Below are 25,692 nucleotides of genomic sequence, written 5' to 3'. Positions count from 1 at the left end.
ACAGTAATAGGTGAGTGAAATGTGTGTTAACTAATCTAGCTTTTTAACAAGCAACCAAGCATCCTTATTATGCGTTTTTTTAATGTTTCGTAAAGCTTTTAAAGCATCAAGTCTGCCTTCGTAACTCGCGTAAACTACTTGATGTAGGCCATATTTATTGGCGCCAATTTTCCGAGCACTAAATCCATCAGATTTTAACTGCTTCACTTTTCTTTCACAGTTTTCTTCAACTCTAAAAGCACCAGCAACAATATGATAATTACCAGTTTGCTTAGTCACATTCAAAGTGATTGCAGGAAATGGATTCAAATTAAAAGTGGCTTGTTGTATTTTAGTGTCTAAGGCTTGTGTTGCTTGTTCTTGGGCTAGTTGATTATGCGTTTCAATTTGATTTACATAATATTTAGAAGCACCAAAACCACCCAATGTTAAGGCAATTAACGCGACTGCAGCATATTTTAAATAGGGTTTAGATTGACGCTTTTCTGGTGTTACAGCAATTGGAATAACTTTTTCAATAGTTTTAGCGGTTTCTTTGTAAACCTCACGATTGACCGTTGGCGACACAAATTGTGATAGTCCAAAAGAATCGGTTAAATAATTTAAATGATACCTAGGCTCAAATAAAATTTTGCCTTCATTATTAAAAACAATCTCACCAATATTTTTGAAAGTAAGGGTTTCGCCTTGTGTTAAGTAAGATTTTAGAAGCTTAACTCGTTTTGTAATTTTTTTATTAGCAACCTCAAAAGATATTTTTTCTACATCGGCAATATAATGCGCAAGCAAACCATCATTCTTCTGAATTTGCTCATTAAATGATACTACTTTTTTTGGAGCATGAAAGCTATTTGAAGCATCATCAATAGTTGCTGATACGCGTTGTGTTAAAAATGCACCAAATTCTGGGATGGTAACACACTCATATCTATATAGTAAATCGCTTATGTAGGTTTCTAATTGCATAAAAACAAAGTTAAAAAAATGTGCTTTCTAATAAAATTTAGGCCTAACTTTTTATTAACAATATAAAAATTCTTTTATTGCAGTACCAATTTAATTATCAAATGTTGCATATAAATCAACAAGATAGCATGACAGAAAACGATTTGCTTTACACGTTAACGCTTCAACATGTACCGAATATTGGTGATATTACTGCAAAACGACTCATTACCAACTGTGGTTCTGCGGAAGCTGTTTTAAAAGAAAAGAAACAAAATCTGTTGAAAATTGATGGAATAGGCAGTGTAACAGTAAGCGATTTGTTTAAAACACATCATTTAAAAGAAGCGGAAAAGGAAATTGAGTTTATTAAAAATAATGACATTAAGGTTTCTTATTTTAAAGATAATGACTACCCTGAAAAGCTAAAACATTGTATTGATGGTCCCATTTTATTGTTTCAAACAGGGCAAATAGATTTAGATAAACAGCACATTATCAGTATTGTTGGTGCAAGAAAGATTACGACAAGTGGTATAGCGTTTTGTGAAGATTTAGTTGAACAACTGGCACCATATAATCCCATAATTGTTTCAGGATTTGCTTACGGTACAGATATTACAGCGCACAAGGCAGCCATGAAACACAATTTGCAAACCATAGGGTGTTTAGCTCATGGATTAGACCAAATTTACCCTAAAGTGCATAAAAAATATATGGTTGACATAGAGAAAAATGGCGGTTTTTTATCAGATTTTTGGAGTACTGATAAATTTGATAAACAAAATTTTTTAAAACGAAATAGAATCATTGCGGGTTTAAGTGAAGCGACTATTGTTATAGAATCTGCTGAAAAAGGAGGAAGTTTAGTAACTGCAGATATTGCTGGATCGTATAACCGAGATGTGTTTGCCGTACCTGGAAGAACAACTGATGGCCAAAGTGTTGGATGCAATAATTTAATTAAACATCAAAGAGCATATATGCTTACCACGCCTTTGGATGTGCCTTATATTCTGAATTGGGAATTGGAAAGTAATAAAAAACCAGCCATACAAAAACAGTTATTTGTTGAGTTGGACGCTACTGAGAAAGTGATTTATAACTACTTAAAAGACAATGAAAAACAGCAACTGGATATGATAGCTTTAAATTGTGAGATGCCAATTTTTAAGGTTTCTGGAACACTTTTGAATATGGAATTAAAGGGTGTAATTAGACCTTTGCCTGGGAAGTTGTTTGAGATTATTTAGAAAGCCAGTATCAGTTTTAACTATTATTCTATTATAACTTGATAAATTAATAATATAGCATTATTAATCAAAAACGTACATAATAATGTACATTTGGTGTGCTTATTGCACATGACAACTAAAAGTTTATAAAATGAAAACAATAACATCTACATCGTTAAGAAATAGGATGAAATATTTTCTAGATTTAGTTTCTAAATCTTGTGAAACCTTATTAATTCCTAGAAACTCTGAAAATGATGAGGCAGTTGTGATAATGCCTTTGAGTGAGTACAATTCTTTAATAGAAACCAATTATTTGACTGCTACTGAGGCTAATAGAAAAAGATTACAAGAATCTCTAGCTGAAGTTGAAAAAAATGATTTGAAAAAAGTTGAAATTTAATGGATGTTTATTTCTCAAGTAATGCTTTTGAGGATTTTTGTTATTGGCAAAATACAGATAAAAAGATATTTAATAAACTAACTAGATTAATTAAAAATACGCAAAGAACTCCATTTGATGGAATCGGAATTCCTGAGCCTTTAAGAGAAAATTTAAGTGGCTATTGGTCTAGAAGAATTACACATGAGCATAGGCTTGTTTATAAAGTAGAAGGAAATAAAGGAGAGCAGGTACTTACAATTATCCAATGCAGATACCATTATTAATTCATTAATACCCAACCTTCTTCCTAACCCGTTTCAAAACATCATTAGCAACCAATTTAGCCTTTTCTGCTCCAACTGCAAGTGCTTTATCAATTTCGCTAAGGTTATTCATGTAGTAATTATAACGTTCACGAGGTTCGGCAAATTTTTCAACAATCAATTCAAACAACGCTTGTTTCGCATGTCCGTAACCATAATTACCATTAGCGTAGTTGGCTTTCATAGTGGCTATTTGTGCTTCTGATGCTAACAAACTATAAATTGCAAAACAATTACAATTAAACCAATCTTTTGGTTTTTCAAGTGGTGTACTATCGGTTTGAATGCCCATAATTTGCTTGCGTAGTTTTTTGTCATCTAAAAATATATTGATGATGTTATTTCTACTCTTGCTCATTTTTTCGCCATCAGTACCAGGAATAAGTTTGGTGTCTTTTTGCACTTCAGCCTTAGGCAAAACAAAAGTTTCACCAACTTTAGCATGAAAACGAGAAGCGACATCGCGTGTCATTTCAATATGTTGTTCTTGATCTTTTCCAACAGGAATTATTTCTGCATCGTACAATAAAATATCAGCTGCCATAAGCATTGGGTAAGCAAATAACCCAGAGTTTACATCTTCTAATCTATCGGCTTTATCTTTAAAACTATGTGCTAAGGTTAAACGTTGATAAGGAAAAAAACAGCTTAAATACCAAGACAGTTCCGTTACTTGTGGGACATCACTTTGTCTGTAAAACACTGTTTTTTCAATATCCAATCCAAAAGCTAACCATGTGGCAGCGGTAGAATATGTGTTTTCACGCAAGGTTTTTGCATCTTTTATTTGCGTTAAAGTATGCAAATTTGCTATAAATAAATAGGAATCGTTTTTAGGGTTTTCAGCCATTTTTATTGCTGGAATAATAGCGCCTAAAATGTTTCCTAAATGTGGTGTTCCTGTACTTTGTATGCCTGTTAGTATTCTTGCCATATTTTCAATTCCCGCGAAGACGGAAATCTCATTAAAATTAAACTCAATTTTTCTTATTCGAGCAAAGGTAAACGTTTTAATAAAATAGCTCAATACAATTATGTATTTTTGAACTTCATGATGGTTTTTAAATACATATTCTGGGTATTATACCGCATTTGGTTTTATATACTTGTAACGCTTCCAATACTTATACTTTTTCCTATACTTTTAATTTCTATTTCTAAGGAATCTTGGTATTCATTCTTTTTTAAAATTGCTAGAATATGGGCTAAATTTATTTTAATAGGTATGGGTTTTGTCTATAAAATAGACCGCGAGCAAACTCCAGAAAAAGATAAAAGCTACCTGTTTGTTGCCAACCATACGTCTATGGCAGATATTATGCTGATGCTTGTTGCTGTTAAAAACCCGTTTGTTTTTGTTGGTAAAGCTGAATTAGCAAAAATTCCACTTTTTGGTTTTTTTTATAAACGCACTTGTATTTTGGTAGATAGAAGTTCTTCTAAAAGCAGGCAAGCCGTATTTTTAAGAGCCCAACGTAGGCTAAAGTCTGGAGTTAGTATTTGTATTTTTCCTGAAGGTGGCGTTCCTGAAGAACATATTGTGTTAGATGAATTTAAAGATGGTGCATTCAGATTAGCCATAAATCATCAAATCCCTATAGTTCCACTAACTTTTGCAGATAATAAAAAACGCTTTTCTTATACTTTTTTTAGTGGAAGCCCAGGAAAAATGCGTGTAAAAATGCATAAATTTTTATCTACTGAAGGTTTAGCTGTTGCAGATACCAAGACTTTAAATGAAAAGTCTAAGCAAATAATTTTAAAACAACTTCAACAATTTAAAAAATAAAAAAACTGCCCGAGGGGACGAGCAGCTTCTTTTTCGATATGAGCTTTCGAGCTTAAATGAAAACCCATATCTAGATCTAACCAAAAACCTAGAACTTTATAGCGAATCCGGTATAAACACCTATAAAAAATGGTGTAAAATTCCCAGACGTATTATCGAATGTGTTAAATTGATATTTAAAGATTGGCTCTAAATTTAAATCGAATCGTTTAGAAACTTTATAGTTTAAACCCAACCCAAAATTAGCACTATAACTCATTTTATTTATATTACTAGCCTCACCAAGCAAGGTTCTAGTCCCATTTTCTTCTTCCGAAAATATTTCGTTATTATTTAAAAAGAAAGAACTAAAACCACCAATAAGGTTTACTCCAAATTTTTTATCAGAAAGGGTGTATTGAATTTCTAAAGGAATTTCAATATAACCCAAAGCTTGATTTATTGAAGCATTAGAAGATACTATAGATTCAGGAGCATTTGAAGCATCTAAAGTTTCTGTACTAATAAGAGAAACAGCATCAGCACTATTAGAGATTGCATTAATATTTTGTAAAGCGCTACTACTAGACCTTAAGCCAGCAGATTGAAAAACCACAACATCATTGGTGTTATAGCCTAAATTAACTCTATTAATACCAGAGCGAACACTTAATTTTTTGTTTAAAGCATAACTTGCAGAAATACCATAGCTCATATTAACCTCACCAGATTTAGAATTATTGTTGAATTGTGGGTCTATTGATGAACCTTCTCCTCCCAAAGTATTAAAATAAACTGGAGCAGCATTTGGAGTAATACTCCATCTATTATTTAGTTTGTTGCTCTCTTCAATAACATCTTTGGCGTTACTTAAAGCGTCTTCTATAGATAGTTTGTTTTCTTCTGAGTTTTCATCGGGTTTTGTTTCCTCTACCGTTTCAGTATTTACATTAGCAATAGCAGTATTATCTTTTGAAACCTCTGAAATAAGTGCTTTAGCTTTTTCTTTGTTTACTAATGGCACTTCATTTTTAGACTCAATATTATTATTATGGTTTTCAGAAGTATTAGCAACACTAGCCTTATTTTCTAATTCATTTTGAATATTTTCAGTTTTGTTTTTTTCTTCAGATGAATTGGCAATAGCATTAGTATTACTCGGACTAACTAGTTTTTTGATTTTTAATTTATCAGATGAAACCAACTGTGTTTTACTTTCATTTTGATTTTTTGAAGCAGAAGTTTCAGCAATTGTAGTTTCTTTTGATGGACTTATCTTATTTGTTTTTATTTCAGATTGTGAATTTAAAGATTCGTTTAAACCGTCTTGATTATTATCAGAAACCATTATATTAGTTTCAGTAGCATCATTTAAAGGATTGTTACTTTTAATGTTAGTTTTTTCAGAACTTGTGTTTTCAGTATCAACAACTTGATTGGTTGAACCTTCATCTGAATTATTAAAATAGATGCCACCAACAGTTAAAAGAAGTAGTAATAAAGCCGCAACACCAGCATAACGCCACCATATTGGAATGACACGACGTTTTTTCTTTTTCTTGTTTAGTTTAGATTCTATATTTTTCCAAACAGCATCACTAGGAACCGCTTCAAAATCTTTAAAGCCTTCTTGAAATAGTCTGTCTATATGTTTCTTGTCACTCATTTATAATGTTTGCGAACGCTGCCTTGTTTTATATTCTTCAATAGTTTGTTTCAAAATTAGTCTAGCTCTTGATAAATTAGATTTTGAAGTTCCTATGTTAATTTCTAGCATGTCTGCTATGTTTTTATGAGAATAGCCATCAAGTACATACAAGTTAAAAACCAATCTGTATCTATCGGGCAATTCTTGAATTATTTTTAAAAGATAATCAATGGAGACTGTGTCGTCATCAACTTCCAATTCAACGTCTTCAATAGTATTTTCATTTATTATATCAAAAACTTTTTCTTTTCGGTAACGCTGTAATACGGTGTTTACTGTAATACGTTTTATCCAACCTTCAAAAGAACCTTTATTTTTATACTGTTCAATTTTTTTAAAAATTGTTAAAAATGCGTCTTGCAAATTATCTTCAGCTTCGGCATAGTTCCGTGAATACTTTAAGCAAATTGCGAATAGCTTACCCGAAAAGAGTTTGTATAATTCGCCTTGTGCTTTAGTATCATCAATTTTACAATTTTCTATGAGTTGCTTTAAACTCAATTTAAACATGTATTAATTAATACTTATTACTCAATAACAGGTACTTCTATGATCAAATATTGAGATTCCCCATCAGTATCTTCTCCTTGCCAAAACTTAAAAATATACGAGCCATTGCTAGTAACTATAAAGTTAAAAGTGGCTTCTACCAAGTTGTCTTCAAGAGTTTCACAGTCGTTGTTATCAAAAACATAAGTTATTGGAGCAACGGTTCGTTCATTATTTTCTTTTAAATAATAAAACTCTTTAAAACCATGACAGGTTGAAGGTCTTAAATAAGATACTGTGATTGGATAGGTTTCTCCTAATTCAAATTCGTCAGGGATATCTACACTCTCAACAGGTAAAACTTCAAAACTAAAACTTGTACTATCGTCATCAATACTACAAGATGCGTAAAGTATAAGTGTTAAACAAATAACTAATAATTTTTTCATAGCAAATAAAATTTGGGGTTATATACATGTTTGCATTATATAGATGCAAAGGCTATGAAAAGGTTGCGTTAAAAACGTGTTTTTTTGATAATAAACCTGAAACAAAAAGGGCATATAATAAAAAATCCCGAGTTAACGGGTTTTTTTAATTATACGAAATAAATTTCAAAATGATTGATAACCAATCATTTTTATTTGGTATTATTTTTCTGCTACTGCTTTTCTAACCTTGGCTTCAAGTTCGTCCATCAGTTCAGGATTGTCTTTTATTAATGCTTTAACGGCATCTCGTCCTTGCCCCAGTTTGGTTTCATCATAACTAAACCAAGAACCGCTTTTCTTAACAATTTCTAGGTCGACTGCGATATCTAAAATTTCTCCAACTTTAGAAATGCCTTGTCCATACATAATATCAAACTCTGCAAGTCTAAATGGTGGAGCCACTTTATTTTTTACAACTTTAACTCTGGTTTTATTACCTTGAACGGCTCCTTCGGTATCTTTAATTTGAGTAGAACGCCTAATATCCAACCTAACGGAAGCATAGAATTTTAGAGCATTACCACCGGTAGTAGTTTCTGGGTTGCCAAACATAACACCAATTTTTTCACGTAATTGATTAATAAAAATTACGGTACAATTGGTTTTACTAATAGATGCTGTTAATTTTCTTAAAGCTTGAGACATTAAACGTGCGTGAAGCCCCATTTTAGAGTCGCCCATTTCGCCTTCAATTTCACTTTTAGGCGTTAATGCTGCCACTGAATCGATGACTACAATATCGATAGCGCCAGAACGGATTAAATTATCAGCAATTTCTAAGGCTTGTTCCCCATTATCAGGTTGAGAAATAATTAAATTGTCTATATCAATACCTAAATTTTCAGCGTAAAAACGATCAAAAGCATGTTCTGCATCAATAAAGGCAGCAATGCCTCCAGCTTTTTGTGCTTCAGCAATAGCGTGTAATGTTAATGTTGTTTTACCAGAAGATTCTGGGCCATAAATTTCAATGACACGACCCCGAGGATAACCACCTACACCTAAAGCAATATCTAAACCTAAAGAACCTGAAGGAATGGCTTCGACATCTACTATTGCCGAATCGCTCATTTTCATTACGGTACCTTTTCCGTAGGCTTTATCTAGTTTGTCTAATGTAAGTTGTAGTGCTTTTAATTTTGCTTCTTTTTCTTTGTCGCTGCTCATTTCTTTTTGTTTTTTCTGAATATTGTATGCTAAAATACCACATCTTTTTTCACAATACAATTTTATGACGCAACCTTTTTGCACATTTTGCATCTAGTTAATAAAGAGGAAAAATATTGCTATCAAATTTACTAAAATGAGTTTTTGACTAAGACTAACTCTAAACTCAACTAAAGCATCTAAATTTTTATTTAGGTGCTTTTTTTATTGGTGGGATTTGGAGTCTGAATATTGGTGTTAACATCTCCCTTAATCCCTACTTGTTAGGAGGGAAACTGTAACTTTTAAAAATTTAGATTATGAGTTTCCCCTCTAAAAAGAGGGGACTAAGGGGTGTGTCATATTAAAATAAATGGTTCTAGTTTAAAAGAGTGTTGATATAGTACTTGAACGCTTGATATTTATGCTTTTGGATAATTTGTTTTGCGTTTCAATCATCCAAAGTCCTTTAAAAATAAATAGTTCCAAAGTCATACCAATGTTAAACTAGGGCCAAATAAATATATTTAGGTGAACCCGTAACTCGTTTTTAAAGATGACTTTAGCGGACACCCGCGCTAGGGATAGTAGTGGAAAGCCCACAGCGCAGCGAGGACTTGTAGCGGATAGCCCGACCCTTGTGGTAGCGCCCAAATATTTAAATTTTGAATTACCTTAATTATTTAGAAATTGTACCTTTGTACTTTAAATTATTCTTTAACCTTAAAATTTAGTATAGCATGCAACTGTACAATACCTTAAGCGCAAAAGAAAGGGTTGAGTTAATCGAGAAAGCAGGAAAAGATCGATTGACACTTTCTTTTTATCAGTATGCGAAAATTAGTAATCCTCAAGAATTTAGAGACCAGTTATTTATAGTTTGGAACACATTAGACGTTTTAGGACGTATTTATGTGGCTACCGAAGGGATTAATGGTCAACTTTCATTACCAGCCGATCGATTTAATGCCTTTAAAACGCATTTAGATACTATTGATTTTCTAAAAGACATTCGTTTAAACATTGCTGTAGAGCAGGATAATATGTCTTTCTTAAAATTGAAAGTAAAAGTGCGACACAAAATTGTTGCTGATGGCTTAAATGATGACACTTTTGATGTGACCAATAAAGGGGTTCATGTTGGTGCAGAAAAATTTAATGCACTTATTGAAGAGGAAAAAACCATTTTGGTGGATATGCGTAACCATTACGAAAGTGAAATAGGACATTTTAAAAACGCCGTAACCCCAGATGTTGATACGTTTAGAGAGTCTTTAGATATTATTGAAAACGATTTAAAAGACCACAAAGAGGATAAAAACTTGGTTATGTATTGTACAGGCGGTATCCGTTGTGAAAAAGCGAGTGCTTACTTTAAGCATAAAGGGTTTAAAAATATATATCAGCTAGAAGGTGGTATTATAGAATATACAAGGCAAGTAAAAGACCAAGACTTAGAGAATAAGTTTTTAGGAAAGAATTTTGTTTTTGATGAGCGCAGAGCTGAAAAAATAAGTGACGATGTGATTGCGCAATGTCATCAATGTGGAGCACCTTTTGACGTTCATACCAATTGTGCAAATGATGCTTGCCACTTATTATTTATTCAATGTGAAAAGTGTAAAGTTGAAATGAATAATTGCTGTTCTACAACATGTAAAGACATACACGCCTTACCTTTTGAAGAACAAAAAGAACTTAGAAAAGGACAAGGGAATAGCAACGATATTTTCAAAAAAGGTCGTGCACCGTATTTGCCTTTTAAAAAGGATTTAAGGAACATTTTTGACACCTTAAAAGGCGATAAAATATAAAGTAGGAATTATGCAAAAGATAGAATTAATGGCGCCTGCTGGCAATTTTGAATCACTTCAAGCCGCTTTAGATAATGGTGCAGACTCTATTTATTTCGGGGTGGAACAGTTAAACATGCGTGCAAGGGCTTCTATAAATTTCACTTTAGATGATTTGCCAGAAATTTCAAGACGTTGTAAGTCAAAAAGCGTAAGGAGTTACTTAACACTAAATACAATTATTTACGATCATGATTTATCTCTCGTAAAAACATTACTTCGCAAAGCTAAAGAGGCAAACATAACAGCTGTAATTGCTATGGATCAAGCGGTAATTGCTATGGCAAGAGAATTGGGAATGGAAGTGCATATTTCAACTCAAATTAATGTCACAAACATTGAAACTGTTAAGTTTTATGCCCTATTTGCTGATACTATGGTTCTAAGTCGTGAGTTAAGTTTGCGTCAGGTTAAAAAGATAACAGAACAGATTGAAAAAGAACAAATAAAAGGACCGTCAGGAAAACTTGTTGAAATTGAAATATTTGGTCATGGGGCATTATGTATGGCCGTTTCTGGTAAATGTTATATGAGTTTACATTCTCAAAACGCATCAGCCAACAGAGGTGCCTGTAAACAAAATTGCAGAAAAAAATATACAGTCACAGATCAAGAAACTGGTTTTGAAATGGAATTGGATAATGAGTATATTATGTCTCCTAAAGATTTATGTACTATTGATTTTTTAGATGAAGTTGTAGATTCAGGTATCAAAGTTTTGAAAATTGAAGGGAGAGGAAGAGCACCAGAATATGTGGCTAAAGTTATTAAATGTTATCGTGAAGCTATTGATAGTATTGAAAATGGAAGTTATAGTAAGGAAGAAGTCATCACATGGATGCAAACCTTAGAAACGGTATACAACCGAGGTTTTTGGAGCGGCTATTATCTAGGGCAAAAACTAGGAGAATGGAGTAAAGGCTCAGGCTCTCACGCTACACAAAAGAAAGTTTATATTGGTAAAGGCACTCATTTTTTTCCTAAAGCAAAAGTCGGAGAATTTAAAATTGAGGCTTATAATATTAACCTTGGCGATACTATTTTAATAACAGGACCAACAACAGGAGCACAAGAATTAGTGGTTAATGAATTATTAGTAAATGACCAAGAGTTGAAGGTAGGTGGGAAAGGAGATATGGTTACTATGAAATTACCATTCAGAATTCGTCAATCAGACAAGCTTTATAAAATTGTGAAAAATAAAGTTGAAGCTTAATGGTAATTATAACATTACAACGTAATAAATGTATTGGCTGTAACTACTGTGTAGAATTAGCTCCAAGTCAGTTTCAAATGGCGAAAAAAGACGGTAAATCAGTATTGTTGCATGCTCATGATAAAAAAGGATTTTTCACCCTAAAATCTAATGACGATTTAATTTTTGAAACCTGCGAAAATGCAGCCAAGGCTTGTCCTGTTAAAATCATTTCAGTAAAACAATTATAGCAAATCATTAGTGTTTATGTTTATTAACATTGCATCATAACTTTTAATACCTTCGCAAAAAGGCTTTAATGAATATATATAAACTTTTACAACTTAATAGAAAGATAAAAAATCACAGAATAAAATTTCTGGGTTTATATCTTTTGCATAAGATGAATAGAAGGTATTTAGCTGTGAATTTAGATCCTGTTTTAGCCTGCAATTTGCGTTGTAAAATGTGTTATTTCACAGATGAAGAATACGTTAAGAAATTAAAAGGACAGTTTAAAGATGATGAGATTGAACGCGTTGCCGAAACCGTTTTTAACCGCGCTTTAAAACTTCAAGTGGGTTGCGGAACAGAGCCCACTTTATATAAAAAACTACCAGAATTAATTGCTTTAGGTAAAAAATATAACGTACCATATATCTCGCTTACTACAAATGCTAATTTACTTACCGAAGAAAAAATTGAAGCCCTTTTAAAAGCAGGGTTAAATGAATTTACCATTTCGCTTCATGGGGTTACTAAAGCATCTTATGAGAATTTTATGCAAAAAGCAGATTACGAAAAATTCCATAAGGCCTTCAACGCTTTTAAAAAACTAAAACAATCCTATGATTTTAAGGTTCGTATAAATTACACTTTCAATAAAGATAATTTTCATGAGTTAGAAGATTTTTTCAATCATTTTGATGGCCGCAGTTTTGATATTCTTCAAATTCGCCCCATTCAAAAAATTGGAAACACCGAGTATAATAATTTTGATATTTCCAGTTTAAAAGATGATTATTCTAGAATAATAAAAGTGATATCAAATAATTGTAAAACAAATAATATTACGCTCTTAGCTCCTAATTCTATTTCAAAATTGGCAAACAATAATGAGGCTAGTTTTATATTTGACTACACCTTTTGCTATGTGTCTCCAATTAGTTTTTGGAAAGAAGGTTTTAATTGGAAAGAAGAAAGTTTTAATGCCTTTAGCAAAAAAATAGGTTGGAGTAAATTGCTTTTTTCAAACATTTTCAAATCCAAAAAACATCTTAGTACAACGTCTAATAAGCTTAATTACGAAGTTGAGTTTAATTAAAATCTTTCTTTTTAATCTTTAGAATAATCTTATATTTACATCGAGATGCAGATTTTTCAAAAAATATTTTCAAAAAAGCTTTTTTAAAATTTCATTATCAAGTCTTTACAAATTAAGTTTTTGTAAAAACGAGATTCAAAAATAGATACGAACCATCTTCTGATAGACTCTTAGTTCTAATCGGAATCAATATATATAACATATGGCTTGCGCAAGTTGCTCAACTAAAGACGGCTCTCCAAAGGGTTGCAAAAATAATGGTACTTGTGGTACAGATAGTTGTAATAAGTTAACCGTTTTTGATTGGTTGGCAAACATGTCTCTTCCAAACGGAGAAAAACCCTTTAATTGGGTTGAGGTTCGGTATAAAAATGGCAGAAAAGAGTACTACAATAACACAGAAAACTTAACATTAAGTATTGGCGATATTGTTGCTACACAAGCTAAAGCAGGTCACGATATTGGTATGGTTACCCTTACGGGGGAATTGGTGCGTGTTCAAATGAAACGTAAAAATATCCCAGAAAACACTGAGGAAGCTCTAAAAATTTACCGAAAAGCAAGTCAAAAAGATATTGATATTTGGTCTAAGGCACGCGATAAAGAAGAACCTATGAAGGTTAGGGCGCGCCAATTTGCAATCGATTTGAAACTTCATATGAAAATTTCAGATATCGAATTTCAAGGCGATGCCAGTAAAGCAACATTCTATTATACTGCTGAAGAACGCGTTGATTTCCGTGAATTAATTAAAGTCTTTGCTCGAGAATTCAGAACGCGTATTGAAATGAAACAAGTTGGGTTTCGTCAGGAAGCAGCAAGACTTGGTGGTATTGGTTCTTGTGGACGCGAATTATGTTGCTCTACTTGGTTAACAGATTTTCGTTCGGTAAGTACATCAGCAGCACGTTACCAACAATTATCATTAAATCCTCAAAAATTAGCAGGTCAATGTGGGAAACTAAAATGCTGCCTAAACTACGAGTTGGACACATACCTTGATGCTTTAAAAAGTTTCCCAAAAACCGACACAAAACTCTATACTCAAAAAGGTACGGCAGTATGCCAAAAAACAGATATTTTTAAAGGACATTTATGGTATGCTTATGAAGGTGAGTGGATGAATTGGCACAAGATTACTACAGCACAAGCCAATGAAATTATTGAATTAAATAAGCAAAAGAAGAAAATTGCTAGCCTTGAAGAATACGCTTCAGACCTCGTAGAAGATACTAAAACAGAGTTTGAGAACGTTGTAGGTCAAGATAGTTTAACACGTTTCGATAGTCCAAAACGCAATAATAAACGTAGAAATAATAGAAGGAAAGGGAATCAAGGGAATAAGAATACTGCGTCAAACAAAAGGGCAACACCTAATAAAAATCCGAACCAGAATAACCGAAGAAAGAACCCTAAAAGAAAACCGCAAAACAGTAAAAATGCTAAAAAATAGAATCCTGTTATTTTTTTTAATGTTTTCTCTTATAATAGTTTCATGCGATTCTAATAGCGTATATGATAATTATAAATCTATTCCTAATTTATGGCATAAAGATTCTATAGTAAGCTTTAAAGTAAATCCACCAGATTCTACAAATGCCTATAATTTATTTGTTAATTTAAGAAATACAAACACCTACAAATACAATAATTTATTCTTAATAGTCGAAATAGTTTTTCCACACGGTAAAACAATAAAAGATACGTTAGAATATAAAATGGCAGAACCAAGTGGAAAGCTTTTAGGCGAAGGTCATATGGATATTAAAGAGAATAAACTGTGGTATAAAGAAGCGTTTGTTTTTAAAGAAACAGGAGAATATACGGTTAATATTCAGCATGCTATGAGAGAAAATGGGAAAGTAAATGGCATTATAGAATTAGAAGGCATTACTGATATAGGTTTTAGAATTGAAAACCCTAATAATAAATAATAAATTGTCACACTGAGCCTTTCGTCTTCGCTCAAGACAGGCTAAAGTCGAAGTGTTCTTTAATTTACAGTACATGGCAAAAGCAAAGAAAGAAAAAAAAGCAGTGCAAGATTTTTCAAAATACATCCGTTGGTTTTGGATCGTGTTTTTAGGAGGTATATTAACCATTTTATTAATTTTTTTATTGGCATCTTGGGGCTTCCTTGGCGATATGCCAGATCACACACAATTAGAAAACCCAAAAACACATTTAGCAACTGAAATTATTTCTTCAGACGGAAAAACATTAGGTAAGTTTTATTTGAACGATAATAGAACACCAGTTAGTTATGATGAATTATCACCATATTTAATAGATGCATTAGTTGCTACTGAAGATGCTCGTTTTCATGAGCATTCTGGGATTGATGGTATTGGTACTTTAAGAGCTTTCTTTTTCTTGGGTAAAAGAGGCGGAGCAAGTACTATTTCTCAACAATTAGCGAGACAATTGTTTGTTGGAGTCAGATCCAAAAATATATTAGAGACAGTAACGCAGAAAATAAAAGAATGGATTATTGCCATACGTTTAGAGCGTCAATATACTAAAGAGGAAATCATAGCACAATATTTTAATATCTATGATTTTGGCAATAATGGAGATGGGATTAGAAGTGCTTCAAGAATATATTTTAATAAAGAACCTAAAGATCTGGATTTGAAAGAAGCTGCCATGTTAGTAGGGATGTTTAAAAATTCTTCTTTTTATAACCCCATACCAAGTAGAAACCCCGTAGGCGTGAAAAACAGACGAAATGTTGTGTTATTCCAAATGGAGAAATATGGTTATATAAATAAAGTGATAAAAGATTCGCTTCAAAAAACAGAATTAGATTTAGATTTTTCTCCAGAATCACATCGTGAAGGAATTGCTACTTATTTTAGAGGCTATTTGGATGGTTTTATGAAAGATTGGATAAAGAAAAATCCAAAACTAGACGGGTCAAAATGGAATTTATATAATGATGGATTAAAAATATACACCACCATAGATTCGCGTATGCAAACCTATGCTGAAAATGCTGTGCAACAACACATGCCAAGGTTGCAAGCCGAATTTTTTAATCAGAATACACCTAAAAGAAATCCAACTGCACCATTTTTGGAATTAGAGAAGGATGAAATTGATGCTTTGATGACAAGAGGAATGAAACAATCAGAGCGTTGGAGACACATGAAGTACGATTTAAAAAAATCAGATAAAGAGATAAAAGCATCTTTTGAAAAAGCTACAAAAATGGCAGTTTTTGAATGGAAGAACGGTATAGCTTCAGAGGTGGATACCATCATGAAACCTATAGATTCTATACGTTACTATAAGTCGTTTTTAAGAACAGGGATGATGTCTATGAATCCACAAACAGGTCATGTAAAAGCTTGGGTGGGCGGCATCAATTATAGACACTTCCAATACGATATGGTAAAACAAGGTAAACGTCAAGTTGGGTCTACATTCAAACCTTTTGTTTATACAGCAGCTATTGACCAATTGCACTATTCGCCTTGTGATCAATTTCCAGATGTTCCATTTTGTATTGAAGCTAATAAATACGGAAATCCAGAAGAGTGGTGTCCTAAAAACTCTAATGGGGATAATGATTACGGAGGTACTAGAACTTTAAAAAATGCATTAGCTAATTCCGTAAATACGGTTACTGCTCAATTAATTGATAAAGTTGGACCACAAACGGTTGTAGATTTAGCAAAAAAATTAGGAATTGAATCTAAAATGCTTCCTACGCCAGCAATAGCATTAGGTACAGCAGATATTAGTGTTTACGAAATGGTAGGTGCCTATTCATCATTTGCTAATCACGGTGTGTATACAAAACCTGTTATGGTAACAAGTATAGAGGATAAAAACGGAACCATTTTGTATCAATTTAAACCTGAAACACGAGATGTAATAAGCGAGGAAACGGCTTATGTAGCAGTAAAACTTATGGAAGGTGTTACACAAATTGGATCAGGAGCAAGATTAAAACACAGTTGGGCTAAAAATAGACCGGAATACAAGGAGGTTGTAACGGGTTATCCTTATGAACTTTCAAATCCTATTGCTGGAAAAACAGGAACTACACAAAACCAAAGTGATGGTTGGTTTATGGGGATGGTGCCTAATTTAGTTACTGGTGTTTGGGTTGGTGCTGAAGATAGAGCAGCTCATTTTGCCTCCATTACTTACGGTCAAGGCGCAGCTATGGCGTTGCCTATTTGGGGGATATATATGAAGAGTTGTTATGCTGATGAAGCATTAAACATTTCAAAGGAAGAATTTGAAGCTCCAGAGGATTTGTCCATAAATGTGGATTGTAATAAACATACTGAAACTACAACTGAAGATGATGATACAGATGATGATACACCTGAAGATTTAGACTTTGGATAGAGTATAAAGTTTAATTCTATAAAGTTAATATAACCGTTCTGAAAGGAGCGGTTTTTTATTTCTCAAAAATCTAGACTTATCATTCAATTATTCGTAAATTTAATGAACTTATTTTCTTTTTTTGTTTTTAACCGAAAATGTGATGAAATATGGATGAATTTCAGACATTTTTTAGGAAATATAAAAACTGAAAATAAGTTCAAATGCAAAAACTGAATAATAATGATTAATAAAAAAGTAACAGATGTTCAAGAAGCTTTAAAGGGCGTTTCTAGTAACATGACTTTTATGTTTGGTGGTTTTGGGCTTAGCGGCATTCCTGAAAATGCTATAGCAGAATTGGTAAAACTAGGAGTAAGTGGTTTAACTTGTATTTCTAACAACGCAGGTGTTGATGATTTCGGATTGGGGTTACTACTTCAAAAAAAACAGATCAAGAAAATGGTGTCGTCTTATGTAGGTGAAAATGACGAGTTTGAACGTCAAATGCTTTCTGGCGAATTAGATGTTGAATTGATTCCTCAAGGTACTTTAGCAGAACGTTGTAGAGCTGCACAAGCTGGGTTTCCTGCCATATACACACCCGCTGGATTTGGTACTGAAGTAGCAAAAGGTAAAGAAACCCGCGAGTTTGATGGGAAAATGTATGTTTTAGAACATGCATTTAAAGCCGATTTCGCATTTGTAAAAGCTTGGAAAGGCGATGCGGCAGGGAATTTACTGTTTAAAGGAACAGCAAGAAATTTTAATCCTAATATGTGTGGTGCAGCAAAAATCACAGTAGCTGAGGTTGAAAAAATGGTTCCGCTAGGTGAGTTAGATCCAAACCAAATTCATATTCCTGGGATATTTGTACAACGCATTTTTCAAGGTAAAGTTTACGAAAAACGAATTGAACAACGAACTGTAAGACAAAGAACTTAAAAAGTTACAAGTATTTAAAGCGAATTGAACAACGAACTGTAAGACAGAAAGTTTAAATTACAATTAACCTGCGAGGTTTTATAAACCTTGTAGGTTTACTCAAAAATAATAAATGCTGTCACACTGAGCGCAGTCGAAGTGCAATCAAAAATTAAGTTTCAATTAAAAAGATTCCCGCCTTCGCGGGAATGACAAAAATTAATTAATGAGATGTTAGACAAAAACGGTATAGCAAAGCGTATTGCAAAAGAAGTACAAGATGGGTTTTATGTAAACCTAGGAATTGGTATTCCTACGCTAGTAGCTAATTATGTTAGAAACGATATAGAAGTTGAATTTCAAAGTGAAAACGGAGTTTTAGGCATGGGACCTTTTCCTTTTGAAGGTGAAGAAGATGCCGATGTGATTAATGCTGGAAAACAAACCATTACTGCATTGCCCGGAGCAAGTTTTTTTGATTCAGCTATGAGTTTTTCTATGATTAGAGGCAAGCATGTTGATTTAACCATATTAGGAGCTATGGAAGTATCAGAAAATGGAGATATAGCCAATTGGAAAATTCCTGGGCGCATGGTAAAAGGCATGGGAGGCGCAATGGATTTAGTTGCTAGTGCTGAAAATATAATTGTTGCCATGATGCACACTAACAAGCGTGGAGAATCTAAATTACTTAAACAATGTAGTTTACCCTTAACAGGGGTTGGTTGTGTAAAAAGAATAGTAACCAATTTAGCAGTTGTTGAAGTGACAAAACAAGGTTTTAAATTATTAGAACGCGCACCAGGAGTTTCTGTAGATGATATTAAAAATGCAACAGAAGGGACTTTAATTATTGAAGGCGATATCCCAGAAATGGATATTTAGTTTAATAGAAATTTCTTAATTCTGAATGAAAATCGATAAAATGTTAAATAATTATGCTTTTTGTCGATTTTTTATGTTTTTCAACGAACATTTTGAATATATATTCTATATTAGCAGTCCCCAAAAAAACCAAATAATTATAGATTTCCCCAAATCTACCATAAACTTTAAAACCTATGAGTATTGCTACAAATCTACCTGAACTACCTACAAATGACGAAAGCAGATTCAAAGAAACTTTAAAAGAGAATTTGCAATTTTTAAAAAGCTTAGTTTATCTAATGAAAAAAATATTCATGCTATAATCCTTTGGGGATAGCATGGATTAGCTTTTTTGTATAATCTTTTATCGGGGCATTATAGATGGTATCAGCATCATCTAATTCTTCAATTTTACCCTGATTCATAACCAATAATTGGTCAGACATATATTTAACCACAGCCAAGTCGTGAGATATAAATATATAGGTAAATCCAAAATCTGTTTTAAGTTCATTAAGTAAGTTTAAAACTTGCGCTTGAACGGATATATCTAAAGCTGAAACCGATTCATCACAAACAATTAACTTGGGTTGTAATGCAATGGTTCTAGCAATTCCAATACGTTGGCGTTGTCCACCAGAAAATTCATGAGGAAAGCGGTTAAAATAATCTTCAGATAAACCTACACGATTTAAAATAGCGATTACTTTTTCTTTTCTTTCGGTATCGGAAGTATAAAGATTATGTACTTTCATAGGCTCCATTATAGCTTCACCAACAGGTATTCTTGGATTCAATGATGAATAAGGGTCTTGAAATATAATTTGAATGTCTTTTCTAAGCGTTCTAGTTTCAGTTTTAGAAAGTTTAGTAATATCTATCCCATTATATAAAATGGATCCAGCGGTAGCTTTATCCAATTGAAGAATAGCATTCCCTAAAGTTGATTTTCCACAACCAGATTCTCCAACCAATCCTAAAGTTTCGCCTTCGTATAATTTGAAACTGACATTATTAACCGCTTTAAATGACTTTGATTTTATAAACAAGCCTGATTTAGTGATATATTCTTTTTCAACATTAATAACTTCTAGTAACGGAGGTTTGCTATAAAGCTTCTCGTGATTTTTTTTACGTTGTTTGGATGAAACAATTTCCGTTGAAATACTGTCATTTAAAAAATCCTGAATGGTTGGTAAGGTTTTTAGTCTGGTATCTAAAGAAGGACGAGAATTTATTAAAGCCTTTGTATAATTATGCAACGGATTTTTAAAAATAGCTGCAACTACGCCGTGTTCAACAATTTCACCTTTATACATAACAATAACTCGATCTGCAATTTCTGAAATCAAAGCCAAATCGTGAGTAATAAATATAATACTCATTTTTGTTTCCATTTGTAACTCTTTTAACAGGCATATAATGTCTTTTTGTACGGTAACATCCAATGCCGTAGTTGGCTCATCAGCTATTAAAATATCTGGCTTGCAGGCAATAGCCATGGCAATCATAACACGTTGTTTTTGTCCTCCCGAAATTTCATGAGGATAGGACTCTAAAATACGCTCAGGATTAGGAAGTTTTACTTTTTCAAAAAGCGAAATGGTTTCTTGTTTAACTTCATTTTTTGACAGTCTTGAATGCTGGAATAATAGTTCTTCAACCTGTTTTCCACAAGTCATAGATGGATTTAAAGAACTCATTGGTTCTTGAAAAATCATAGCTATTTTGTTTCCTCTTATCTGCTGAAAAACTTTTGAAGCTATTTTCGTTAAGTCCATATCGTCATATACAATAGAACCACTTGTAATTTTAGAAATCTTTTTTGGTAATAAACCTAAAATTGCTAAAGAAGAGACAGATTTTCCTGAGCCAGATTCTCCAACAATCCCTAATATTTCATTTTTATTTAAAGCGTAAGAAATATTATGAATGACTTCATTTTCACTAAATGCAATGGAAAGGTTTTTAATTGCTAAAATTGAATTCATTCTTGAAAATAGGAAAATTTATAATTCAAATATTTTAGTACATGACAAAAATATAAAAGTGTCACATTGAGCGCAGTCGAAATGCTTTTGAATACGATATTTCCAATGTCTTCGACTGCGCTCAGATTGACATCCGATATATTATCAATTTTTGTCATGTACTAAGTTCAAATATAGTAAATAGATGCTTATTATTTTGGTTGTAAAAATATAAGATCAGAGCCGTATGTACGAATTTGCATCAAGACTATTATGGTAAAACCATAAAACGCATAACTATCTAAAAATCAGTAAAAAAAAAGGTCTTTATTAAAAAAATAACCATTATTTTCAAACCAAATTATTAATTCTTCTAACCAACCAACTCTCATGAAAAATTTTACATTAGTACTTGTTTTTTTGGCAAGTTCATTAATTGGGAACTCTCAAACTCCAATTTCAAAACGAATTAAAATTAATAACCCAACAAAGACTCAGCTCTTAAAAATTAAAGAAGCTGGAGTTGATTTATCGTGTGGCGCCATTTTTGCAGACAATAGCTTGATTTTAGAACTCGGCTCTGATGAATTGAACATGTTGAATGATCAAAGGGTAACTTATTCTGTTTTAGTAGAAGATTTAATTGAACATTACAGAAAGAAAACGGCAATTGAACTTCCAATTGCTAGGGCTCAATTGCAAGCTAAGAAAGTTCAAACACTTGCTAGTAAATCGTTAAGCACAAAAAGTGAAAGTATTGATAACTTTATTCAATATGAAGGCTGTTCAGAGGTAAATTGGGCTGTACCAACTAACTTTAATTTAGGAAGCATGGGTGGTTGTCTTACTTACAGTGAAGTTTTAGCGGAGTTAGACCAAATGCGGGCTTTATATCCAAATCTAATATCGGTTAAAACGGATGCATCCCCTACTAATCAGATAACTCACGGAAACTCCTTTACAAATGGGGGTGCCTACGACACTTGGTCTGGAAGCACGGTTTATTATGTTAGAATTTCTGATAATCCAGATACCGATGAAGCTAATGAACCAGAATCTTTGTACTCTGGGATGACACATTCAAGAGAGGTTAGTAGTTTAATGAATTTGATGTACTATATGTGGTATGTTTTAGAAAATTATAATACTGATGCTGGAATTAAAAATTTAGTTGATAATCAGGAAATGTATTTTATTCCTGTTGCAAATCCTGATGGTTTACTTTGGAATGAGCAAGTAGCGCCAAGTGGTGGTGGTACACAACGTAAAAATTTAGGACTGTACAATACTGGAAATAATTTTCAAAGAGGAGTTGATTTAAATAGAAATTACGATTATTTCTGGGGGCCTAATTCTATTTATGGAGGTTCTTCAAGCAGTGTTACAAGTGATATTTATAGAGGTCCTAGCGCATTTTCTGAACCAGAATCACAAATTGTTCGAGATTTTTCAGCCACTAGGGATTTTAAAACAGCCATGAACCATCATGCTACTTCAAATTTAATTCCACACGCCTATAATGGCTATCCAAATGCTCCTGCTTCTGGAAGAGAAGCTGAGTATCATAAGTTTAGTCATGATATGACGCGTTTTAATAGATATATATATGGCGAAGCTCCAGATATTTTAACTATTGCAAACGGTGATATGAGTGATTGGATGTTAGGTGGTGTAGCCGATATAAATGGATCTACAGGTTCTGGTCAAGGCATTTTAGCACTTGCTCCTGAAAATGGTTCATGGATATCTAGTGATGGAGAGGGTAGTTTTTGGCCAAATGCTACTAAAATTGTTGAAATTGCTCAAAGAGCTGTGAGAATGAATTTTGTAAACGCTTACCATAGTGGCAAATTTGCTCAGTTTCATGATTTAAATACTAGCAATATTACCGCTACTTCTGGCAATCTAGAATTTGGTATAGAATATTTAGGTCAAACATTAGGAAATATTACACTTAATGTAACACCAGTTTCATCAAACATTACATCGATTACACCACCAGCAACACAATCAGGATGGAGTAAATTAGAGCAACGGACTGTTACTGGCGCTTACACTTTAGATGCTGGAATTCAGCCGAATGACGAAATTGAATTTCAAGTAACCTTAAGCAATGATGATGGCTATGTCATGTACAAGGCTAATATTATAAAAATTTATAACCCTACAGTATTATTTTCAGACAATCCGGATACAGATAACTTAACGAATTGGACATCTTCTGGAGGTTCTTGGGGAACGACTTCTGATTCATATTCTGGCACTACAGCCATTACAGATTCTCCTTCAGGTGCTTACGGAAATAATCAATCAACAACACTAACTCTTAATGCCGGGGTAGATTTATCATCTGCATCTGCATCGCTTGTTCAATTTTTTGCTAAATGGGATATAGAGCGAAATTTTGATTATGTTCAAATTGAAGGTTCTACAAATGGATCAACATGGCTTCCACTTTGTGGAAAATATAGTAAACCTGGATCTAGTATATCAACAAACAGATATAGTAGTGGCAATAGTTCTAATACAAGTACAGGTAAATCAACTTCAGATCAAAATAATCAACCTACTGGAGAATCTATTTACGATTCTGATACCATGGATAAATGGGTAATGGAAGAATTATTAATAGATGCTACCGAAAACAGTTTTCTATTTGGAGCTTCTAATGCGCGTTTTCGTTTTGTTTTTGATTCTGATAATACGAATAGAGCAGACGGCTATCCAACAACCTTTGATGGTTTCACTTTCGACGATTTCAAGGTGATGAGCATACAAGTACCATGTGTTAGTTCTGTTCCTGTAAACCTAGTGAGCAGTAACATTACAACTACTGATGTAACTATTTCTTGGGATAATATACCTTCTACAACTTACGATTTAAGATACCGTGTTGTAGGTACACCAAATTGGATTGATGTATCAGGATTGTCAACACCCACAACAAATTTAACAAGTTTAGCTTTAATAACAGATTATGAAGTTCAAGTGCGCTCAAATTGTGGAGCAAATAACTCTGCATATTCAGCTTCAATTAACTTTACTACTTTGGATATTCAATTAAATTATTGTGATTCAGCCAGTACAAATGTTAATGATGAATTTATCAGTAGAGTTCAACTTAATACTATTGATAATAGTTCTGGAGCACAATTTTATTCAGATTTCACAAGTATATCAACCACCTTAACTAAAGATTCACAATATACTGTTATAGTTACTCCAACATGGACGGGGTCTGTTTATGCCGAAGCGTATGCTGTTTGGATTGACTATAATACTGATGGAGATTTTGATGATGCTGGAGAACAAGTATTTTATCAGTCCCCAATAAATTCATCAACTGTAAGTGGTTCTTTCACTATACCTAGTAATGCTGTTGAAAATTCTACTCGTATGAGGGTTTCTATGCAATACAATGCTATACCCACAGCATGTCAATCCTTTCAATATGGTGAGGTAGAAGATTATACCATTATAATTGAGGGTGCTGGACCAGACACAACACCTCCTATTATTACCTTAAATGGAACATCTCCAACAGATGTAAACCAAGGAGCTGCATATACAGAAGAAGGTGGGACTGCAATAGATAATGTTGATGGTGATATTTCTGCAAATATTGTTATTGGTGGAGATACAGTAGACACGAATACAATAGGAACTTATGTTATTACATATAATATTAGTGATGTAGCAGGTAATGCTGCGACCCAAGTTACAAGAACAGTAAATGTTGTTGAACCGTCCTTAGGTTGCACTGGAGGCATAGCTTCCTACCCTTATGCTTTTGGTTTTGAAGGTTCGGTAGGAACTTGGACGCAATCAACATCGGATGATTTAGATTGGTTAGTTAATTCTGGCACCACACCTTCATCTAATACTGGACCATCAGGCGCAATAGAAGGTTCTGATTATATTTTTATTGAAGCTTCTGGGAATGGAACTGGATACCCTGATAAAAGAGCAATTATAACTTCACCATGTTTTGATTTGAGTGGTTTAAGTGAAGCTGAATTTAGTTTTTCATATCATATGTTCGGAGCTGTTGACATGGGGACAATAGATTTAGAAATGAGTAATGACGACGGAGCTACATGGATAAGCCTATGGAATCAATCTGGAAATCAAGGAGATTCTTGGATAACTGTAAACCAAAATTTAAATGCTTATGTTGGAGGAAGCATCCAATTGCGCTTTAATAGATTTGTTGGCAGTACTTGGCAAGCAGATTTAGCTTTAGATAATATTAATTTAACTGGTGTTGAAGGTAACGATACGACTGCACCTGTTATTACATTAGTAGGTAATGCAACCATCAATTTAAACGTTGGTGATACTTATACCGAACAAAGTGCAACAGCAACTGATAATATTGATGGTGATATCACGGCAAGTATTGTTATAGGCGGCGTAACAGTAGATACGAATACAGGCGGCACCTATTTAGTAACTTATGATGTAAGCGATGCCGCAGGAAACCCAGCAACACAGGTTGTAAGAACGGTAAATGTGATCCCAGATACAACGGCTCCAGTCATTACTTTAAATGGAGCTTCAACAATTAATCTTAATGTCGGCGGTGTTTATACTGAACAAGGTGCCACAGCGGTAGATGATTTAGATGGTGATATCACGGCAAGTATTGTTATAGGAGGCGTAACAGTAGATATGAATACAGGCGGCACCTATTTAGTAACTTATGATGTAAGCGATGCCGCAGGAAAC

General features: G+C 33.2%; 21 protein-coding genes. 14 read left to right on the top strand and 7 right to left on the bottom strand.

Features of this window, described 5'->3' with window-relative positions; translation table 11 throughout:
• Positions 1–30: 30 nt before the first annotated feature.
• A complete protein-coding gene (locus tag AAC024_RS10435) occupies positions 31–966 on the bottom strand; it encodes an SPOR domain-containing protein (RefSeq protein ID WP_339895328.1) in 936 nt (311 codons plus the stop codon).
• Between the two features lie 128 nt (positions 967–1,094).
• Between AAC024_RS10435 and dprA the strand changes: the two genes are divergently transcribed.
• The 3 genes from dprA (at position 1,095) to AAC024_RS10420 (ending at position 2,849) form a co-directional block, all read left to right on the top strand.
• Positions 1,095–2,198, top strand: coding sequence for a DNA-processing protein DprA (gene dprA, locus AAC024_RS10430; RefSeq protein ID WP_339895338.1), 1,104 nt, complete (start codon positions 1,095–1,097; stop codon positions 2,196–2,198).
• A gap of 133 nt (positions 2,199–2,331) precedes the next feature.
• On the top strand, positions 2,332–2,583 hold the full coding sequence (locus AAC024_RS10425; protein WP_339895327.1) for a type II toxin-antitoxin system Phd/YefM family antitoxin: 252 nt from the start codon (positions 2,332–2,334) through the stop codon (positions 2,581–2,583).
• Complete coding sequence (locus AAC024_RS10420) at positions 2,583–2,849, top strand: Txe/YoeB family addiction module toxin (protein ID WP_339895326.1); 267 nt, start codon at positions 2,583–2,585, stop codon at positions 2,847–2,849. Before AAC024_RS10425 ends, AAC024_RS10420 begins: the two co-directional genes overlap by 1 nt.
• 4 nt (positions 2,850–2,853) lie before the next feature.
• Here the strand turns inward: AAC024_RS10420 and trpS are convergent, their stop codons facing one another.
• Positions 2,854–3,822 (bottom strand): tryptophan--tRNA ligase, encoded by a 969-nt coding sequence (trpS, locus tag AAC024_RS10415; RefSeq protein ID WP_339895325.1) that lies wholly within the window; start codon positions 3,820–3,822, stop codon positions 2,854–2,856.
• A gap of 117 nt (positions 3,823–3,939) precedes the next feature.
• On the opposite strand from trpS, the gene AAC024_RS10410 reads away from it, so the two are divergent.
• Positions 3,940–4,677, top strand: coding sequence for a lysophospholipid acyltransferase family protein (locus AAC024_RS10410; RefSeq protein WP_339895324.1), 738 nt, complete (start codon positions 3,940–3,942; stop codon positions 4,675–4,677).
• 88 nt (positions 4,678–4,765) lie between these two features.
• Here AAC024_RS10410 and AAC024_RS10405 read toward each other — a convergent pair whose 3' ends face one another.
• The 4 genes from AAC024_RS10405 to recA form a co-directional block, all read right to left on the bottom strand.
• Complete coding sequence (locus AAC024_RS10405; protein ID WP_339895323.1) at positions 4,766–6,322, bottom strand: hypothetical protein; 1,557 nt, start codon at positions 6,320–6,322, stop codon at positions 4,766–4,768.
• A complete protein-coding gene (locus tag AAC024_RS10400; protein WP_339895337.1) occupies positions 6,323–6,865 on the bottom strand; it encodes an RNA polymerase sigma factor in 543 nt (180 codons plus the stop codon).
• Positions 6,866–6,891: 26 nt separating this feature from the next.
• Positions 6,892–7,302, bottom strand: a complete 411-nt coding sequence (locus tag AAC024_RS10395; RefSeq protein WP_339895322.1) for a hypothetical protein — start codon at positions 7,300–7,302, stop codon at positions 6,892–6,894.
• Between the two features lie 201 nt (positions 7,303–7,503).
• The gene (recA, locus tag AAC024_RS10390) at positions 7,504–8,511 is read right to left on the bottom strand and encodes a recombinase RecA (protein WP_339895321.1); all 1,008 of its coding nucleotides are present in this window, start codon (positions 8,509–8,511) and stop codon (positions 7,504–7,506) included.
• A gap of 719 nt (positions 8,512–9,230) precedes the next feature.
• Here recA and AAC024_RS10385 point away from each other — a divergent pair.
• From AAC024_RS10385 to AAC024_RS10345, 9 genes are all read left to right on the top strand, one after another.
• Positions 9,231–10,304, top strand: a complete 1,074-nt coding sequence (locus tag AAC024_RS10385) for a rhodanese-related sulfurtransferase (protein WP_339895320.1) — start codon at positions 9,231–9,233, stop codon at positions 10,302–10,304.
• A 10-nt stretch (positions 10,305–10,314) separates the two neighbouring features.
• Entirely contained in the window at positions 10,315–11,559 is a 1,245-nt protein-coding gene (locus AAC024_RS10380; protein WP_339895319.1) for a peptidase U32 family protein, read from the top strand.
• Positions 11,559–11,789, top strand: a complete 231-nt coding sequence (locus AAC024_RS10375; RefSeq protein WP_339895318.1) for a ferredoxin — start codon at positions 11,559–11,561, stop codon at positions 11,787–11,789. Before AAC024_RS10380 ends, AAC024_RS10375 begins: the two co-directional genes overlap by 1 nt.
• Before the next feature lie 152 nt (positions 11,790–11,941).
• On the top strand, positions 11,942–12,862 hold the full coding sequence (locus AAC024_RS10370) for a radical SAM protein (RefSeq protein ID WP_339895317.1): 921 nt from the start codon (positions 11,942–11,944) through the stop codon (positions 12,860–12,862).
• A gap of 202 nt (positions 12,863–13,064) precedes the next feature.
• Positions 13,065–14,315, top strand: coding sequence for a regulatory iron-sulfur-containing complex subunit RicT (gene ricT / locus AAC024_RS10365; RefSeq protein WP_339895316.1), 1,251 nt, complete (start codon positions 13,065–13,067; stop codon positions 14,313–14,315).
• The gene (locus AAC024_RS10360) at positions 14,302–14,796 is read left to right on the top strand and encodes a gliding motility lipoprotein GldH (RefSeq protein WP_339895315.1); all 495 of its coding nucleotides are present in this window, start codon (positions 14,302–14,304) and stop codon (positions 14,794–14,796) included. Before ricT ends, AAC024_RS10360 begins: the two co-directional genes overlap by 14 nt.
• A 73-nt stretch (positions 14,797–14,869) precedes the next feature.
• On the top strand, positions 14,870–17,224 hold the full coding sequence (locus AAC024_RS10355) for a transglycosylase domain-containing protein (protein ID WP_339895314.1): 2,355 nt from the start codon (positions 14,870–14,872) through the stop codon (positions 17,222–17,224).
• A 222-nt stretch (positions 17,225–17,446) separates the two neighbouring features.
• The gene (locus AAC024_RS10350) at positions 17,447–18,148 is read left to right on the top strand and encodes a CoA transferase subunit A (protein ID WP_339895313.1); all 702 of its coding nucleotides are present in this window, start codon (positions 17,447–17,449) and stop codon (positions 18,146–18,148) included.
• Between the two features lie 210 nt (positions 18,149–18,358).
• A complete protein-coding gene (locus AAC024_RS10345; RefSeq protein ID WP_339895312.1) occupies positions 18,359–19,012 on the top strand; it encodes a CoA transferase subunit B in 654 nt (217 codons plus the stop codon).
• A gap of 299 nt (positions 19,013–19,311) precedes the next feature.
• Here AAC024_RS10345 and AAC024_RS10340 read toward each other — a convergent pair whose 3' ends face one another.
• Complete coding sequence (locus tag AAC024_RS10340) at positions 19,312–20,985, bottom strand: ABC transporter ATP-binding protein (protein WP_339895311.1); 1,674 nt, start codon at positions 20,983–20,985, stop codon at positions 19,312–19,314.
• 369 nt (positions 20,986–21,354) lie between these two features.
• Between AAC024_RS10340 and AAC024_RS10335 the strand changes: the two genes are divergently transcribed.
• The coding region (locus AAC024_RS10335) for an immunoglobulin-like domain-containing protein (RefSeq protein ID WP_339895310.1) at positions 21,355–25,692 on the top strand (4,338 nt) is incomplete at its 3' end.

The sequence above is a fragment of the uncultured Algibacter sp. genome (genome assembly GCF_963976535.1).
GTDB lineage: Bacteria > Bacteroidota > Bacteroidia > Flavobacteriales > Flavobacteriaceae > Algibacter_B.
This window is presented reverse-complemented; position numbering and strand designations above follow the sequence as displayed.

Bases quoted from the DNA above. Each gene is read 5' to 3' on its own strand.
- AAC024_RS10435 (WP_339895328.1), bottom strand. From the start codon at position 966: ATGCAATTAGAAACCTACATAAGCGATTTACTATATAGATATGAGTGT.
- dprA (WP_339895338.1), top strand. From the start codon at position 1,095: ATGACAGAAAACGATTTGCTTTACACGTTAACGCTTCAACATGTACCG.
- AAC024_RS10425 (WP_339895327.1), top strand. From the start codon at position 2,332: ATGAAAACAATAACATCTACATCGTTAAGAAATAGGATGAAATATTTT.
- AAC024_RS10420 (WP_339895326.1), top strand. From the start codon at position 2,583: ATGGATGTTTATTTCTCAAGTAATGCTTTTGAGGATTTTTGTTATTGG.
- trpS (WP_339895325.1), bottom strand. From the start codon at position 3,822: ATGGCAAGAATACTAACAGGCATACAAAGTACAGGAACACCACATTTA.
- AAC024_RS10410 (WP_339895324.1), top strand. From the start codon at position 3,940: ATGATGGTTTTTAAATACATATTCTGGGTATTATACCGCATTTGGTTT.
- AAC024_RS10405 (WP_339895323.1), bottom strand. From the start codon at position 6,322: ATGAGTGACAAGAAACATATAGACAGACTATTTCAAGAAGGCTTTAAA.
- AAC024_RS10395 (WP_339895322.1), bottom strand. From the start codon at position 7,302: ATGAAAAAATTATTAGTTATTTGTTTAACACTTATACTTTACGCATCT.
- recA (WP_339895321.1), bottom strand. From the start codon at position 8,511: ATGAGCAGCGACAAAGAAAAAGAAGCAAAATTAAAAGCACTACAACTT.
- AAC024_RS10385 (WP_339895320.1), top strand. From the start codon at position 9,231: ATGCAACTGTACAATACCTTAAGCGCAAAAGAAAGGGTTGAGTTAATC.
- AAC024_RS10380 (WP_339895319.1), top strand. From the start codon at position 10,315: ATGCAAAAGATAGAATTAATGGCGCCTGCTGGCAATTTTGAATCACTT.
- AAC024_RS10375 (WP_339895318.1), top strand. From the start codon at position 11,559: ATGGTAATTATAACATTACAACGTAATAAATGTATTGGCTGTAACTAC.
- AAC024_RS10370 (WP_339895317.1), top strand. From the start codon at position 11,942: ATGAATAGAAGGTATTTAGCTGTGAATTTAGATCCTGTTTTAGCCTGC.
- ricT (WP_339895316.1), top strand. From the start codon at position 13,065: ATGGCTTGCGCAAGTTGCTCAACTAAAGACGGCTCTCCAAAGGGTTGC.
- AAC024_RS10360 (WP_339895315.1), top strand. From the start codon at position 14,302: ATGCTAAAAAATAGAATCCTGTTATTTTTTTTAATGTTTTCTCTTATA.
- AAC024_RS10355 (WP_339895314.1), top strand. From the start codon at position 14,870: ATGGCAAAAGCAAAGAAAGAAAAAAAAGCAGTGCAAGATTTTTCAAAA.
- AAC024_RS10350 (WP_339895313.1), top strand. From the start codon at position 17,447: ATGATTAATAAAAAAGTAACAGATGTTCAAGAAGCTTTAAAGGGCGTT.
- AAC024_RS10345 (WP_339895312.1), top strand. From the start codon at position 18,359: ATGTTAGACAAAAACGGTATAGCAAAGCGTATTGCAAAAGAAGTACAA.
- AAC024_RS10340 (WP_339895311.1), bottom strand. From the start codon at position 20,985: ATGAATTCAATTTTAGCAATTAAAAACCTTTCCATTGCATTTAGTGAA.